This is a genomic window from Micromonospora sp. 15K316, assembly GCF_004348525.1.
Lineage (GTDB): Bacteria > Actinomycetota > Actinomycetes > Mycobacteriales > Micromonosporaceae > Micromonospora.
Genome location: NZ_SMKG01000053.1, coordinates 15,046 through 30,726, shown reverse-complemented (window position 1 = coordinate 30,726; position 15,681 = coordinate 15,046). Strand labels below are relative to the sequence as shown.

At 70.5% G+C, this 15,681-nt stretch carries 13 protein-coding genes; 5 read left to right on the top strand and 8 right to left on the bottom strand.

What is annotated here, in order from left to right; translation table 11 throughout:
* Positions 1–56: 56 nt before the first annotated feature.
* Positions 57–650, top strand: coding sequence for a hypothetical protein (locus E1211_RS13560; protein ID WP_132349044.1), 594 nt, complete (start codon positions 57–59; stop codon positions 648–650).
* Between the two features lie 296 nt (positions 651–946).
* Here E1211_RS13560 and E1211_RS13555 read toward each other — a convergent pair whose 3' ends face one another.
* The 7 genes from E1211_RS13555 to E1211_RS13525 all read right to left on the bottom strand — a co-directional run bounded on the left by E1211_RS13555 (position 947) and on the right by E1211_RS13525 (position 8,116).
* A complete protein-coding gene (locus E1211_RS13555) occupies positions 947–1,963 on the bottom strand; it encodes a branched-chain amino acid ABC transporter permease (protein WP_132349042.1) in 1,017 nt (338 codons plus the stop codon).
* On the bottom strand, positions 1,960–2,841 hold the full coding sequence (locus E1211_RS13550) for a branched-chain amino acid ABC transporter permease (protein ID WP_132349040.1): 882 nt from the start codon (positions 2,839–2,841) through the stop codon (positions 1,960–1,962). Before E1211_RS13550 ends, E1211_RS13555 begins: the two co-directional genes overlap by 4 nt.
* A 173-nt stretch (positions 2,842–3,014) precedes the next feature.
* Positions 3,015–4,265 (bottom strand): ABC transporter substrate-binding protein, encoded by a 1,251-nt coding sequence (locus E1211_RS13545; RefSeq protein WP_132349038.1) that lies wholly within the window; start codon positions 4,263–4,265, stop codon positions 3,015–3,017.
* 43 nt (positions 4,266–4,308) lie between these two features.
* A complete protein-coding gene (locus E1211_RS13540; RefSeq protein ID WP_132349036.1) occupies positions 4,309–5,001 on the bottom strand; it encodes an ABC transporter ATP-binding protein in 693 nt (230 codons plus the stop codon).
* Positions 4,988–5,749, bottom strand: coding sequence for an ABC transporter ATP-binding protein (locus E1211_RS13535; protein WP_132349034.1), 762 nt, complete (start codon positions 5,747–5,749; stop codon positions 4,988–4,990). Before E1211_RS13535 ends, E1211_RS13540 begins: the two co-directional genes overlap by 14 nt.
* A gap of 315 nt (positions 5,750–6,064) precedes the next feature.
* On the bottom strand, positions 6,065–7,105 hold the full coding sequence (locus tag E1211_RS13530; RefSeq protein ID WP_132349033.1) for an aminotransferase class V-fold PLP-dependent enzyme: 1,041 nt from the start codon (positions 7,103–7,105) through the stop codon (positions 6,065–6,067).
* Positions 7,106–7,363: 258 nt separating this feature from the next.
* Positions 7,364–8,116 (bottom strand): TetR/AcrR family transcriptional regulator, encoded by a 753-nt coding sequence (locus E1211_RS13525; RefSeq protein WP_132349031.1) that lies wholly within the window; start codon positions 8,114–8,116, stop codon positions 7,364–7,366.
* Between the two features lie 147 nt (positions 8,117–8,263).
* On the opposite strand from E1211_RS13525, the gene E1211_RS13520 reads away from it, so the two are divergent.
* Entirely contained in the window at positions 8,264–9,490 is a 1,227-nt protein-coding gene (locus E1211_RS13520) for a DUF418 domain-containing protein (protein ID WP_132349029.1), read from the top strand.
* Positions 9,491–9,568: 78 nt separating this feature from the next.
* Here the strand turns inward: E1211_RS13520 and dnaE are convergent, their stop codons facing one another.
* Positions 9,569–13,102, bottom strand: coding sequence for a DNA polymerase III subunit alpha (gene dnaE / locus E1211_RS13515; RefSeq protein WP_132349027.1), 3,534 nt, complete (start codon positions 13,100–13,102; stop codon positions 9,569–9,571).
* 371 nt (positions 13,103–13,473) lie between these two features.
* On the opposite strand from dnaE, the gene E1211_RS13510 reads away from it, so the two are divergent.
* The 3 genes from E1211_RS13510 to E1211_RS13500 all read left to right on the top strand — a co-directional run bounded on the left by E1211_RS13510 (position 13,474) and on the right by E1211_RS13500 (position 15,629).
* Positions 13,474–14,172 carry a DUF4396 domain-containing protein gene (locus tag E1211_RS13510; RefSeq protein WP_207915361.1) on the top strand — a complete coding sequence of 233 codons (699 nt, stop codon included), beginning with the start codon at positions 13,474–13,476 and terminating at the stop codon, positions 14,170–14,172.
* Positions 14,173–14,343: 171 nt separating this feature from the next.
* Entirely contained in the window at positions 14,344–14,685 is a 342-nt protein-coding gene (locus tag E1211_RS13505) for a PadR family transcriptional regulator (RefSeq protein WP_132349023.1), read from the top strand.
* Entirely contained in the window at positions 14,682–15,629 is a 948-nt protein-coding gene (locus tag E1211_RS13500; protein WP_132349021.1) for a permease prefix domain 1-containing protein, read from the top strand. Before E1211_RS13505 ends, E1211_RS13500 begins: the two co-directional genes overlap by 4 nt.
* Positions 15,630–15,681: the final 52 nt, after the last annotated feature.

Below are 15,681 nucleotides of genomic sequence, written 5' to 3'. Positions count from 1 at the left end.
GCGCTGACCTGCACACCCCCCTTGTGTGGGTCATCACCCCCGAAGGAGCCTGTGACATGAACACGATCATGCGTAAGAGCGTTCTCGGTATCGCTGGTCTCGCGTTCGCCGGTGGCGTCATCGGCGGCCCCGTCGCCGCCCACGCCGCCACCCCCACCATCGACGCCAAGCCCGTCGCCGTCGTCCACACCGACAAGCCGGCCGTGGACAAGGGCAAGCTCATCCCGCACGGCACCCAGGGCACCCAGTCGCGTATCGCCCTGGACGACGAGCAGACCGCCAACGTGAAGGCGATCATCGCCGCCACGAAGAAGTCGGACATGAACGAGCGGGCCGCGGTCATCTCCATCGCGACCAGCCTGCAGGAGTCGAAGCTGCACAACCTGGGTCACCTCGGCGACGCCAACGACCACGACTCGCTGGGCCTGTTCCAGCAGCGCCCCACCTCCGGTTGGGGTACGCCGGAGCAGATCACCGACCCGCAGTACTCCACGACCGCGTTCCTGAAGGGTCTCAAGCAGGTCGACGGCTGGCAGGACATGCCGCTGACCGACGCCGCGCAGACCGTGCAGGTGTCGGCCTACCCGGACGCCTACGCCCAGTGGGAGCAGCAGGCCGCCGACCTCGTCGCCCAGTACTGGAACAGCTGACAACCACACAGCACCACAGCACGACCCGACCGCTGGCCGGCACCCACCACGGGCGCCGGCCAGCGGCACATCCAGCTCGCGGCGCGAGGCCGGACCGGGAGCGGAACAACCGCCGCTGGCCGCGAGCACATAGGAGTGGCGCGTATCAGGGTGCAGAGCAAGGCGAACCGAACCACCCCGGGCTGGCCGCCAGCAAGCGGCGAACGCCCGCAAGCAGTGAGCACCGGCGCGCGGCCCAGGCTCGCAAAGGGTCGCAGCCCTGAACACCGGACGCCGAGCACCGCCCCGGGGAGGCGTCAGCGGTGGCGGCGGGCCAGCCAACGCCGGGCCAGGACGACCGCGCTCCCCCAGATGCCGCGCCGGAAGAGCAGCACGACGAGGACGAAGATGCCGCCGGTGACCAGGCCGATCGCCTCGAAGCCGGAGAAGGAGAGCCAGTCCTCCAGCCGTACGACGAGGGCCGCGCCGAGCACCGCACCCCAGAGTGTGCCGATCCCGCCGAGCACGACGACGATGACAGCTTTGCCGGAGGTCGTCCAGTGGAGCACGTCGAGGGAGACGAAGCGGTGCCCGACGGCGAAGAGCCCGCCGCCGAGCCCGGCGATGAAGCCGGAGAGGACGAACGCGGTGAGCTTGTACCGGTGTACCGGATATCCGAGCGCCCGGGCGCGGGCCGGGTTGTCCCGGATGCCGACGAGTACCCGGCCGAAGGGCGAGTGCACGATCCGCCAGGCGGCGGCCAGGCCGAGCAGCACGATCGGCAGGATCGCGTAGTAGAAGTAGTAGTCGTCGGTCAGGTCCAGCCCGAAGAGTGCTCGGGGCACGCCCTGCAGGCCGTTCTCGCCCTGGGTGACCGACCGCCACTCGTTGGCCACGTAGTAGACCATCTGCGCGAACGCCAGGGTGACCATGGCGAAGTAGATGCCGGTCCGCTTCACCGCGAGGTAGCCGATGGGCACCGCGAGGAGGGCGGCGGCGAGCGCCCCGGCCAGTACGGCGACCGGGAACGGCAGCCCGGCGTGGATGGCGACGAGTCCGGTGACGTATGCGGAGGCGCCCCAGAAGGCGGCGTGCCCGAAGGACATCAGCCCGGTGAAGCCGAGTAGCAGGTCCACGGCGACGGCGAAGAGCGCCCAGCAGAGGATGTCCACCGCCACGGCCGGGTAGAGCCCGTTCGGCAGCCACAGCGCGGCGGCCAGTCCGACGGCGAGCAGCGCGTACCGGATCCAGCGGGGTGCGCGGGCGGCGGCCACCAGGCCGGAGCGGTGCGCCGGGCGGCCGGCCTTCTCCGGGGTGTCGACGGTGCTGGTCATGCCGGTGCCTCCTCACGGCCGAAGAGCCCGGCCGGGCGCCAGAGCAGCACGACGGCCATCACGACGAAGACGATCGTCTGGGACACGATCGGGAAGTCCGAGAGGTACGCCTCGCCCCACGCCTGGACGAGGCCGATGCCGAAGCCGGCGGCGACGGAGCCGAAGATCGAGCCGAGCCCACCGATCACCACCACGGCGAAGACCACGATGATCAGGTCGGCGCCCATCAGCGGGTTGACGGCCCGCATCGGCGCGGCGAGCACCCCGGCGAGCCCGGCGAGCGCGATGCCGAAGCCGAAGACGGGGGTGACCCAGCGTCCGACGTTGATGCCGAACGCCGGGGTGAGTTCGGGCCGCTCGGTGGCCGCGCGGACGACCATGCCGACCCGGGTCCGGGTCAGCACCCACCACACGGCCACGCAGACCAGTACGGCGAAGCCGAGGATGAAGACCCGGTACGCCGGGAAGTCGAAGAGCCCGAAGTCGACCGAGCCGCTCAGCGCCGACGGGGTGGCGTACGGGCTGGACTGCACGCCGTAGCGGGATTTCACCAGGTCCTGAAGGATCAGCGTCAGGCCGAACGTGAGCAGGAAGTTGTAGAGCGGGTCGAGCCGGGTGAGCCAGTGGATGACCGCCCGTTCCAGCGCCATGCCGAGCAGGCCGAGCCCGAGCGGCATGATCACCAGCGCCGCCCAGAACGGCACGCCTGCCTCGCTGAGCAGCACGTACGCGCCGAAGGCGCCGAGCATGTAGAACGCGCCGTGGGCGAAGTTCACCACCCGCAGCATGCCGAAGATGACGGCGAGCCCGAGGGCGAGCAGGGCGTAGAACGCCCCGCTCACCAACCCGTTGAACGTGTTCTGCAGGAAGCCGGTCACAACGCCACCTTCGTTCGCGACTGCGGGGCTCGCAAAACCGGCTCACTCCTCGCGCTCACACTGGCACCCTCGTTCGCGACTGCGGGGCTCGCAAAACCGGCTCACTCCTCGCGCTCACACTGGCACCCTCGTTCGCGACTGCGGGGATCGCAGAACCGGCTCACTCCTCGCGGTCACAGCTTGCAGTCCGGGGACGGGGCGGCGAACGCTTCCGCCGCCGGGATGGTCTCGAGCACCTTGACGTAGTCCCACGGCTCGGTGACCTCGGCCTGCGGCTTCACCTGCGCCAGGTACGCGTCGTGGATGACCCGGTGGTCCTCGGCACGGATCTTGCCGTTGCGCAGGAAGACGTCGTTGACCTCCTTGCCCTCCAGCTGCTTGACCACGGTGTCCGCGTCGTCGGTGCCGGCGGCCTGCACGGCCTCCAGGTACTGCGTGGCCGCCGAGTAGTTGGCCGCGTGGGCGAAGGAGGGCCGGGTGCCGGTCTCCTTCTGGAACCGGTCGGCGAACTCGCGGTTGGTCTGGTCGAAGTTCCAGTACCAGGCGTCGGTGTAGGTGGTGCCGGCGAGCGCGGCGGGGGTGAGCGAATGGATGTCGGTGATGAACATCAGACCGACGGCGAGGCCGACGCCCTTGTCCCGCAGCTTGAACTCGTTGTACTGCTTCACCACGTTGACCAGTTCGGCGCCGGCCTGCATGGTCCCGAGCACCTGCGGCTTCGGGTTCAGCCCGGGGGCCTTGAGCAGGTAGGTCGAGTAGTCGCCGCTGGTGTTGGGGAAGGGCGCGCCGTCCTTGCCGACGACCTGCCCGCCGGCGGCGGTGATCGCGGCGGTGAAGCTCTTCTCCATGTCCTGCCCGAAGGCGTAGTTCGGGTAGAGGATGTACCAGTTCTTGCCGACCTGCTCGGTGGTCACCTTCCCGGTGCCGTTGGCGAGCATGTACGTGTCGTACGCGTAGTGGAACGTGTACTTGTTGCAGCTCTTGCCGGTCAGCTCGGTGGTGGCGGCGCCGATGTTGAAGTAGAGCTTCTTCTTCTCCTTGGCCACGTCGGCGACCTTCAGCGCGGCCGACGAGGTCGGCACGTCGAGGATGATGTCGACGCCCTTGCGGTCGTACATCTCGGCGGCCTTGCTGTTGGCGACGTCCGGCTTGTTCTGGTGGTCGGCGGTCTCCACGGTGATCTCCTTGGTCACCGCCTGGTCGCCGTGCTTGGTCTTGAAGTCGGCGATGGCCATCTCCACGGCCTTCACCGAGTTCCGGCCGGACAGCTCGGAGTACGCCCCGGACTGGTCGTTCAGCACCCCCAGCACGATCTTGTCGCCGGTCAGCTCCTGGTCACCGCCCGACTGCGGGCCGCCGCCACCGCAGCCGGCGACCAGCACCACCGCGGCCGACGCCGCGACCACACCCACGGTCCTACGCATGCCATTCCCTCCATCCGCGCCGGGGCGCGGTCAGCAGTCGACATCAGATCCCGAGGTACGACAGGAGTTCGCGTTCCCGCGAGCGCACCTCGGAGTTCTCCATCGCCTCCACGACACGCCCCTCGGCCAGCAGGTAGTGCCGGTCGGCGACGCCGGTGGCGAAGTGCAGGTTCTGCTCGACCAGCAGCACGGTGACCCCGTGCCGCTTGGCCTCGTGCAGCAGGTCCCCGACCTGCTGCACGAGCAGCGGGGAGAGCCCCTCGGTCGGTTCGTCGCAGAGCAGCAGCCGGGCGCCCATGCGCAGCACCCGGGCCAGGGCGAGCATCTGCTGCTCGCCACCGGAGAGGGTGGTGGCCGCCGAGTCCCGCCGCTGGTGCAGGGCGGGGAACGCCTCGTACACCCGCTCCAGCGGCCACGGGTCGGGGCCGACGGTCGGCGGCAGCGTCAGGTTCTCGGCCACGCTGAGCGTGGCGTAGCTGCCCCGGTCGTCCGGCACCCAGCCGAGCCCGAGCCGCGCCCGCCGGTACGCGGGCAGCCGCCCGATGTCCCGCCCGTCCAGCTCGACGGTGCCCCGTTGCCCGGTGTGCAGCCCCATCACGCAGCGCAGCAGGGTGGACTTGCCGGCGCCGTTGCGGCCCACCAGGGTCACCACCTCGCCGGCGGCGACGTCGAGGCTGACGTCCCGCAGCACCTGCGCCTCGCCGTACCAGGCGGAGAGGTTGTCAACGCGCAGCATCAGCGGCTCCCAGGTAGGCGGTGATCACCCGCTCGTCGGCGCGGACCTCGTCGTAGGGCCCCTCGACGAGGACCTTTCCGGCCTGGAGCACGGTGACGGTGTCGGCGAGGCGGCCGACCACGCTCATGTTGTGCTCGACCATCACCACGGTTCGGCCCGGGCGCACCCGGGCGATCAGCTCGACGGTGCGGTCGACGTCCTCCAGCCCCATGCCGGCGGTGGGCTCGTCCAGCAGCAGCACCTTCGGGTCCAGGGCGAGCGCGATGGCCAGTTCGAGCGCCCGCTTGCGCCCGTACGCGAGGGCCTCGGCGGGGGCGTGGGCGAGGTCGGCGAGCCCGACCATGTCGAGCAGTTCGGCGGCGCGGTCCTGGTAGCGGGACATCAGCTTCGCCGACCGCCAGAACCGCCAGCCGAGCCCGCTGGGCGACTGCAACGCCAGCTCGACGTGCTCCTGCGCGGTGAGTTGCGGGAAGAGGCTGGTGATCTGGAACGAGCGGGCGACCCCGAGGCGGGCCACCTGCTCCGGGGGCAGCCCGGTGACGTCCCGCCCGGCCAGTTCGATGCGCCCGGCGGTGGGGCGCAGGAAGCCGGTGAGCAGGTTGAACAGAGTCGTCTTGCCGGCGCCGTTCGGGCCGACGAGCGCGTGGACGCTCTCCGGCGCGACGTCGAGGTCGACGCCGTCGACCGCCCGGAAGCCCCGGAAGTCGCGGGTCAGCCCGCGAGCCGACAGGAGCGCTTGCCCGGCCATCGCCATGTCCTCCGCCGTCTGAAGGCGACGACCTGATGGGTGACAGGGGTCACATGGCCGTCGCGTTCAGGAAACGTACGGCCGTGCACACAAGTCGAGCTATGTCGATCCCCCACACATTCCCGGACATCGAACCGGCTCCATCCACCACATCGCGCCACCGACGCCACCGGTCCGACGCCTCCGTCCGGGTGACTCAGCCACATCGATGCGTGGCCACATGTGCGGGATCCACCCGGATCGGAGTCGCGCTCGGGCGGGCCCTGGGCACGCCACCCGGCGAGCCGGGACGCCGGGGCCGGGTGGTGGCGGCGGTCAGCTCAGCAGAGCCTCCAGGGCCAGATCGACGTCCTGCTCGGTCGAGTAGAGGTGGAAGGAGGCGCGGACCCGGCCGGCGCGCACCGCGGCGCGTACGCCCGCCCGGGCCAGCTTCGCCTGCGCGTCCGGCACCTCGACGGTCACGATGGCGCTCTCCCCCGGCGGCCGGCCGAGCCCGGTGAGCAGCCGGTTGGCGAGCGCCACGTCGTGCGCCCGGATCGCCGGCAGGCCGACGTCGAGGAGCAGGTCGAGCGCGGGCGCCAGCCCGACCCAGCTGAACCAGGCCGGGGAGATGTCGAACCGGCGGGCGTCGTCGGCCAGCCGCAGCGGGGGCCCGTAGTAGGAGGCGTGCGGGTCGTCGCCCGCGTACCAGCCGGCGGCGTCGGGCCGCAGCCGCTCGCGCAGCGCCGGGGCCAGGTAGGCCAGCGCCACCCCGCGCGGCCCCATCAGCCACTTGTACGCCGCGGCCACCACCACGTCGGCCCGGGTGCCGTCGAAGGGCAGCCAGCCGGCGGCCTGGGTGGCGTCCACCGCGACCAGCGCGCCGTGCGCCCGGGCCGCCGTCACGATCTCGTCGTACGCGGCGATCGCGCCGTCGGCGGACTGCACGAGGCTGAACGCGACCAGGTCGGTGTCGGCGTCGATCGCGTCCACCAGCCCGGCGAGCGGCACCGTGCGGACGTGCACGCCACGCTGCGCCTGCACGAGCCAGGGGAAGAGGTTGGAGGTGAACTCCACCTCGGGCACCACCACTGTCGCTCCGGCGGGCAGCGCCGCCGCCACCGGCGCGAGCAGTTGGGAGGCGCTGGCCCCGATGGCCACGTCGTGCGCCGACGCGCCCCCGATCAGCCGGGCGAAGGCGGCGCGGGACCTGTCGACGGACTCACCCCACCCCTCCCAGGAGGTACGTCCCACCCGCCAGTCGGCGAGGGCGTCCTGCAGGGCGGTCCACGCCGGCTCGGGGGGCAGCCCGTAGCTGGCGGTGTTCAGCCAGCCGGGCTCCGGCTGCCACAGCTTCTGCGCGGTGTCGAGTTCCATGTGGCCGACGCTAACCGCGTGGGCCGTCACGGTGGATGGCCAAAGCGCGGCCGGCGGCCTGCCCCGGCACGTCGGGCACCGAGTCGGCCGGTGGTCGGCGGCCTGCCCCGGCACGTCGAGCGCCGGGCGGCCGGCGTCCGCGCGGCCGGCGGCCGGCCAGTGGTCGAGTGTGGCGGGCGGACGGCGGGCGGGCTCGTGCAGCGGGCGGACGGCCGCACGCGGCAAGCAGCCCACCGGCCGCGCGCGACGGGTGGCCGGTCAGGCTCGCGCGGCGGCCCGGATCGCGGTGGCGACCCCGTCGAGGATCAGGTCGAGCCCGAAGTCGAAGTCGGCCTGTTCGGGGTCGTCGGCCGGCGGCTGTTCGAAGAGACCGGAGGTGAAGAGCGCGGCCACCTCGGGGAAGCGCTCGGCGTCGACGAGGCGCGCCAGCGCGCGTCCGTACTCCTGCTCGACCTGGGGCTGGTCGAGGCCGCTGCCCCGCCGCCCCTCGGCCATGTCGACGTTGAGCTGTGAGGCGCCGCGCACGTATCCGGAGAGCAGGGTCAGGATGCCGACCTTCGCTCCCCAGTCGAGCGCGGTGTCGCGCAGGGCGTGCAGGCAGGTGTTCATCCAGCTGATCGCGTTGGGGCCGCTGGGTGGGCCGCTGATCGGCAGGTGGGGCAGCCAGGCGTGTCGGGCGTGCACCGCCCGGAGGGCGTACGCCCAGTCGCGCAGGCCGGCTCGCCAGCCGCCGGGGCCGGCCGGGAGTTCCGGGGCGGGGCCGGTGGCCTCGTCGCCCATCAGCACGAGCAGCTCCTCCTTCGAGCCGACGTACCGGTAGAGCGACATCGACGTGACGCCCAGCTCATTGGCGATCTTGCCGAGTGTGACGCCCCCGAGTCCGTCGCGGTCGGCCAGGGCGACGGCGGCCCGGACGACGCGGTCGACGTCCAGTGCGGCCGGTCGGCCGAGTCGGGACTCCGCCGGCAGTCGCCACAGCCGGGCCAGCCCGACGGGTACCTCGTCGCCCATGGCCGGCAGCCACCTCCGCATCCGCGTCCGATCCGAGTCCCCATCATCGCCCAGCGCGGGCCCGGACCAACGCGACGGCGCGCTTTTGTTTACGCCATATAGTTTAGGTCGTATGGTTAGTGCTTCCAGCCGGACGAGGGAGAGACGATGACTGTCGACGTGGAGGCGCGCACCGAGGGGCGGGCGGCGACGCCGGTCTCGGGCGGGAGACGGATACTGGCGCCGGACCTGGCCCGCGGCGCCATGCTGCTGCTCATCGCGCTGGCCAACGCGACGGGGGTGTTCCTGGCCTCGGCCCCGGGCGTGGATCCGACGCCACACGGGCCCGAGCGGGTCTGGAACGTCTTCCTCTTCCTCTTCGTGCACGCCCGCGCGCTGCCGCTCTTCGCCCTGATGTTCGGCTACGGGCTCGTCCAGTTCGCCCGCCGGCAGGACGAGGCCGGACGCCCGCCGGGGAAGGTGCGCACTCTGCTGCTGCGCCGCAACGCCTGGCTCTTCGCCTTCGGCCTCGCGCACGGCGTGCTGCTCTACTCCGGTGACGTGCTCGGCGCGTACGGCCTCATCGGGATCGTGTTCACCCTGCTCCTGCTCCGGCGCGGTGATCGGGTCCACCGCCTCGCCCCCGCGTACCTGGTCTTCGCCGCCCTCTACGTGCTCGGCCTCGCCGCGTTGGTGCTGCGCGGCCTGCTGGCCGGGGCCGACGGCACGGCCGGGGTGCCGACCACCGACTTCCCGTCGGTGACGGAGACCAGCTACTCCGCGTCGCTGGCCGCCCGCCTGGTCGAGTGGCCGGCGGCCGTGCTCAGCATGCTCCCGATGATCCTCTTCATCTGGATCGGCGCCTGGGCGGCCCGCCGCCGGCTGCTCGACGAGCCGGCGAAGCACCGCCGCGTGCTGCGCCGCGGCGCCGCGGTCGGGCTCACCGTCGCCGTCCTGGGCGGGCTGCCGATGGGCCTGCTCGCCGGCGACTTCCTGCCTGTCGACGCCGACACCGCCGGGTACGTCAAGATGCTCTACGAGGCGGCCGGGTTCTTCGGCGGCATCGGCTACGGCTGCCTCTTCGGCCTGCTCGCCCTCCGGGTGTCGACCCGGTCGGCGACCTCGCGGCGGCAGCTGCCCGTCACCGCCCTCGCCGCGCTGGGCCGGCGTTCACTCAGCGGCTACCTCGTGCAGTCGGTCGCCTGGCTGGTGCTGGCCTCGCCGTACGCCCTCGCGCTCGGCGACCGGCTGGGCAGCCCCACCTTCGTCGCCGCCGGCTGCGCGCTGCTCGTCTGGCTGGTCACGCTGGCCGGCGCGTACCTGATGCACCGGCGAGGCCGACGCGGCCCCGCCGAGGTCCTGCTCCGCCGCCTCGCCTACGGCCGACGGGGCTGACGAGGACGGCCAGGATCGATCATGGGTTTGCGGCGAGCGCCGCATACCCATGATCGGCATCAGCGGGCGCCGAGGCGGTCAGCTCACGTTCGCCGGGCCGAGGACGCTCTTCAGGTCGGCCATCAGGGCGGTGGTCGCCGCCACCCGGAACGGTCCGAGCCGCAGGGTGGTGGTCTTGCTGCCGTTGAGGAGCTTGACGTGCACCTCGGCGTCGCCGGGGTGCAGCACCAACGTCTCCTTGAGCCGTTCCACCAGGGGTGGCGTGCACCGGGTCACCGGGATGGTGAGGGTGACGGGTTTGTTCGTCGCGGTGGTGCTGACGTCCGGCATCGACATGTCCATCGCCATGATGCGCGGCGTGTCGTCACGCCGGTCGACCCGCCCCTTCACCACCACGATCGCGTCCTCGGCGATGTACTGGCCGATCACCTCGTAGGTGTTCGGGAAGAAGAGCGCCTCCACCCCACCCGCGAGGTCCTCCAGCGTGGCCGAGGCCCACGCCCGGCCCTGCTTGGTGACCCGACGCTGCACGCCGGAGAGGATCCCGGCGAGGGTGACGACCGCTCCGTCCGGCACCGCGCCCTCCTCGGCGAGCGCGGTGATGGTGGTGTCCGCGGCCGCGTTGAGGATGTGCTCCAGGCCGAAGAGGGGGTGGTCGGAGACGTAGAGGCCGAGCATCTCCCGCTCGAAGGCGAGCTTGTCGCGCTTGTCCCACTCGCTCTCGCCGATCACCGGCATGACGGTGGCGCTGGTGGTGGTCGCCACGTCGCCGAAGCCCGCCCCGAACAGGTCGTACTGGCCGGTGGCCTCCTTGCGCTTGACGTCGGCGTACGCGTCGATCGCGTCCGCGTGCACCTGGAGCAGCCCCTTGCGGCTGTGCCCGAGCGAGTCGAACGCACCGGCCTTGATCAGCGATTCGATGGTCTTCTTGTTGCAGGCGACCGCGTCCACCTTCGACAGGAAGTCGTAGAAGTCGGTGTAGGCGCTCTTCTCGTCGCGGCACCGCATGATCGAGGCGACCACGTTCGCGCCGACGTTGCGCACCGCGGCCAGGCCGAAGCGGATGTCCTTGCCGACCGGCGTGAACGGGCCGGCGGAGGTGTTCACGTCCGGGGGCAGCACCTGGATCCGCATCCGCCGGCACTCGGAGAGGTAGAGCGCCATCTTGTCCTTGTCGTCGCCGACGGAGGTCAGCAGCGCCGCCATGTACTCGGCCGGGTAGTGCGCCTTGAGGTACGCGGTCCAGTACGACACCAGCCCGTAGGCGGCGGAGTGCGCCTTGTTGAAGGCGTAGCCGGCGAACGGGACGAGCACGTCCCACACCGCCTGGATCGCCTCGTCGGAGTAGCGGCGCGCGCGGCAGCCGTCGCGGAACGGCACGAACTCCTTGTCGAGGATCTCCTTCTTCTTCTTACCCATCGCCCGGCGCAGCAGGTCGGCCTGGCCGAGGCTGTAGCCGGCGAGGATCTGCGCGGCGCGCTGCACCTGCTCCTGGTAGACGATGAGGCCGTAGGTGGGGGCGAGGATCTCGCGCAGCGGCTCCTCCAGCTCCGGGTGGATCGGGGTGATCTCCTGGAGGCCGTTCTTGCGCAGCGCGTAGTTGGTGTGCGAGTCGACGCCCATCGGGCCGGGCCGGTAGAGCGCCAGCACGGCCGAGATGTCCTCGAAGTTGTCCGGCTTCATCAGCCGCAGCAGCGAGCGCATCGGCCCGCCGTCGAGCTGGAAGACGCCCAGCGTGTCGCCTCGGGCCAGCAGCTCGTAGGCGGCCTTGTCGTCCAGCGGCAGGGCCAGCAGGTCCAGCTCCTTGCCGTGGTTGAGCTGGATGTTCTTCACCGCGTCGTCGATGATCGTGAGGTTGCGCAGGCCGAGGAAGTCCATCTTCAACAGCCCGAGCGACTCGCACGTCGGGTAGTCGAACTGGGTGATGATGACCCCGTCGGAGTCCCGGCGCATCAGCGGGATGTGCTCGATGATCGGCTCGGCGGACATGATGACGCCGGCGGCGTGCACGCCGGTCTGCCGGATCAGCCCCTCGATGCCCTTCGCGGTGTCGATGACCTTCTTGACGTCCGGGTCGGACTCGTAGAGGCCGCGGATCTCACCGGCCTCGGCGTAGCGGGGGTGCTTCGGGTCGAAGATGCCGGTGAGCGGGATGTCCTTGCCCATCACCGCCGGGGGCATCGCCTTGGTGATCCGGTCGCCGACGGCGTACGGGTAGCCGAGCACCCGGGCCGAGTCCTTGATCGCGGCCTTCGCCTTGATCGTGCCGAAGGTGGCGATCTGCGCGACCTTGTCCTCGCCCCACTTGTCGGTGACGTACTTGATCACCTCACCGCGGCGACGCTCGTCGAAGTCGATGTCGACATCCGGCATCGAGACCCGCTCGGGGTTGAGGAACCGCTCGAAGATCAGCCCGTGCGGGATCGGGTCCAGGTCGGTGATGCCCAGCGCGTACGCCACCAGCGAGCCGGCGGCCGAGCCACGGCCCGGGCCCACCGCGATGCCCTGGCTCTTCGCCCACTGGATGAAGTCGGCGACCACGAGGAAGTACGACGGGAAGCCCATCTGGTTGATGACGCCCAGCTCGTACTCGGCCTGCTTGAGGTGCCCCTCCGGGATGCCGTTCGGGTAGCGGCGGTGCAGGCCGGCGAAGGTCTCCTTACGGAACCAGGACTCCTCGGTCTCCCCCTCCGGCACCGGGAAACGCGGCATCAGGTTGTGGAACTCGAACATCCCGGCCGGGTCGACCTTCTCGGCCACCAGCAGGGTGTTGCGGCAGCCCTCCAGCCAGAGTTCCGAGTTGTTGACCGCGCGCATCTGGTCGGCCGACTTGATGTAGTAGCCGCCGCCCTCGAGGCGGAACCGGTTGGGGTCGTCGATGTTGCTGGCGGTCTGCACGCAGAGCAGCACGTCGTGCGCCTCGGCCTGCGACTCCGTGGTGTAGTGCGAGTCGTTGGTGATCACCGGCGGGATGTCGAGCTTCCGGCCGACCTCGATCAGCCCGTCGCGGACCCGCTTCTCGATGTCCAGGCCGTGGTCCATCAGCTCCAGGAAGTAGTTCTCCTTGCCGAAGATGTCCTGGTACGCGCCGGCGACCTTGAGCGCCTCGTCGAACTGCCCGAGCCGCAGCCGGGTCTGGACGGCGCCGGAGGGGCAGCCGGTGGTGGCCATGATCCCCTCGGCGTACTCGGCGATCAGCTCCATGTCCATCCGGGGCCACTTGACGTAGTGCCCCTCCATCGAGGCGCGCGAGTTGAGCTTGAAGAGGTTGTGCAGCCCCGTCTTGTTCTGCGCCCACATGGTCATGTGGGTGATCGCGCCGTTACCGGAGACGTCGTCGCTCTTCTGCTCCGGGCGACCCCACTTGACCCGCTGCTTGTGGAAGCGCGACTCCGGCGCGACGTACGCCTCGACGCCGAGGATCGGCTTGACCCCGGCGGCCATCGCCTGCTTGTAGAAGTCGTTGGCGCCGTGCATGTTGCCGTGGTCGGTCATCGCCACCGCCGGCATCCCCTGGCGGCTGACCTCGGCGAACAGGTCCTTGAGCCGGGCCGCTCCGTCGAGCATCGAGTACTCGGTGTGTACGTGCAGATGCGCGAACGAATCGCCCATGCGAGGCGCCCCCCAGCTGTGGATCTTGGCGGTCGGAGCCGACCGGGAACCACCCTACCGAGGTCAACTCCGCGGCTCCACCGTCCGCGCCGGGGCCCGTGGCCCGCGTCTCCTTTCCCTGCTCGCCGCAGCCGCACACCCACCACGTGTGCGGCCGGTAGCAGCGGGTAATGGTCGCCGGCGCGCCGGGCCTCGACACAGGGACCAGCCTGCGTACTTCACGGTGATCGCCGAGGTGTGCTGTTCGCGGCGCGTAGATGTGCGGAAGCGCCTGCCCCGCAAGGGAAACCCGTAGTCGCGGCATCACCAAATTCTCTTCGAGGTGGCCACTTCCGAGATGCAGCTCAGTGCGCGGCCGAACGGAGATGAGCGTGCAACCGACATGGCTCGTGATGCTCTCATGGGCGGCGCTCTCCGTGGGATTCGCCAGCACCGCCGCTATCGTCGTCGACCACCTTGTTCTCCGATATCGTCAGCCGTCCAGGGTAATGGAAATAGTCTGGCCGACCACCGCGCTCTACTTTGGCCCAGCGGCCGTGCTGACCTACCACAAATGGGGTCGACCCCAGTCTCGCCGGTGGCTGGAGCGGTACGGCAACCCGCCCAAGAGGTCGCGACACGCGGCCGGAGTGATCGAGACGTTTCACTGCGCGACACACTGCACGCTGGGCGCCATCATCGCGACGGTTACCGTCTTCAGCCTTGACCTCGAAATATTCGGTAGCACACGGTGGCCCGAATTCGTCGGGGACTATCTGGGCGCAGTGGCGATAGGAATCGTATTCCGATACGCCACCGAGACTCGCACGGGTGGCCGACGAGCGCGGGCCGCGATGCGGAAGTTCTTCGCCGGCGACCTGCTGAGCGTGTCCGTCTTCGAGTTCGCGCTGATAGCCTGGCTGGCACTGGCGGAACATTTTGTTTTCCACGAGACCCTCCGGCCCAACGGTCCGGTGTTCTGGCTCATGGTCCAGATCGGGTTGCTCATCGGCCTCCTGGCCGCCTGGCCGCCTACCTTGTGGCTGATCCGCCGCGGCGTCAAACCCGACGTGCTCGGCATGCCCGCGTAGGTGGCTGCGCCGGCGCGTGCGGCAGCGATGCTCGGGCCGGGTCCCGCCGTGGCCGGGCGCCGCCATCACGGGCACACCACGCCGCACATCATCGGCCAGAGCACATCGTTGTCAGCCACACGACGTTGCATGGCTGGACATTAGTGTGTGCCACACACTATCGTGTGATGCATGGGCAGCGACGAGACACTGCGAACCCACCTCCAGGAGCTACGCCGGGGCACGGTCGTGGTGGCGAGCCTGATCGCCCTGCGCCACCCCGACTACGGCTACGCACTGCTGCAACGGCTCACCGGCCACGGCTTCCCGGTGGACGCCAACACCCTCTACCCGCTGCTGCGCCGCCTCGAGGAACAGGGGCTGCTGACCAGCGAGTGGAACACCGAGGAGAGCCGGCCGCGCAAGTTCTACCGCACCAGCGACGAGGGCGAGTCGGTGCTCCGCCGACTCCTCGACGACCTCGCCGCCGTACAGACCTCTCTCACCGGGCTGATCGAAGGAGTAGGACGATGAGCACCCTGACCGACCGCTACCTCGCCGCCACCCTGCGCACAGTGCCGGCCGCGCGGCGTGAGGAGATCGCGACCGAGCTGCGCGGCTCGATCGAGGACATGATCGACGGCCGCCGCGCCGAAGGGCGGGACGCCGAGGCCGCCGAGCGGGAGGTGCTCACCGAACTGGGCAACCCCGCGAAGCTCGCCGCCCGCTACGCCGACCGGCGGTTGCAGCTCATCGGTCCGACCTACTACCTGGCCTGGGAGCGGCTGATGAAGCTGCTGCTCAGCTTCGTCCCGGCGCTGGTCGGGCTCGTCGTCGGCCTGGCGGAGGGGACCGACGGCAACGGCGGTGACGCGATCGGCAAGGCGGTCGTCGCCGCGCTCCAGACCACCGTCAACATCGGCTTCTGGGTCACCCTGGTCTTCGCGGTGCTGGAGCGCACCAACGCCAAGCTCGACCTGCCGGAGTGGACAGTCGACCAGCTGCCCGAGGACCACACGAACCGGCAGATCGGCCTGGTCGACCTGGCCGCCTCGGTCGGCTGGCTGGTGCTGGTCATCGCCTACCTGCCGATCCAGCACTTCCGCTCGTTCGTGCCCGACACCGACGGCGGCAACCTGCCGATCCTCGACCCGGCGCTCTGGAGCTTCTGGCTGCCCTTCCTGATGGTGGTGCTGGTCGCCAGCATCGGCCTGGAGTTCGCCAAGTACCGCGCGGGCCGCTGGACGTGGCCGCTGGTCGGGGTCAACGCCGCCCTGAACGTGGCGTTCTCCGCCCCGCTGATCTGGCTGATCTCGACCGACCGGCTGCTCAACCCGGACTTCGTGAACCGGTGGGAGTGGCTCGCCCAGCCGGAGAACCTGAACAACGTCGCCACGTTCGTCATCGTCGGCACGGTCCTGATCGCCGGCTGGGACATCATCGACAGCGCGATCAAGGCGTACCGCAACCGGCACTGACGCGCTCCGGCGCGTCGCGGCCCGGCACTCACGGGGGTGCCGGGCCGCGGCG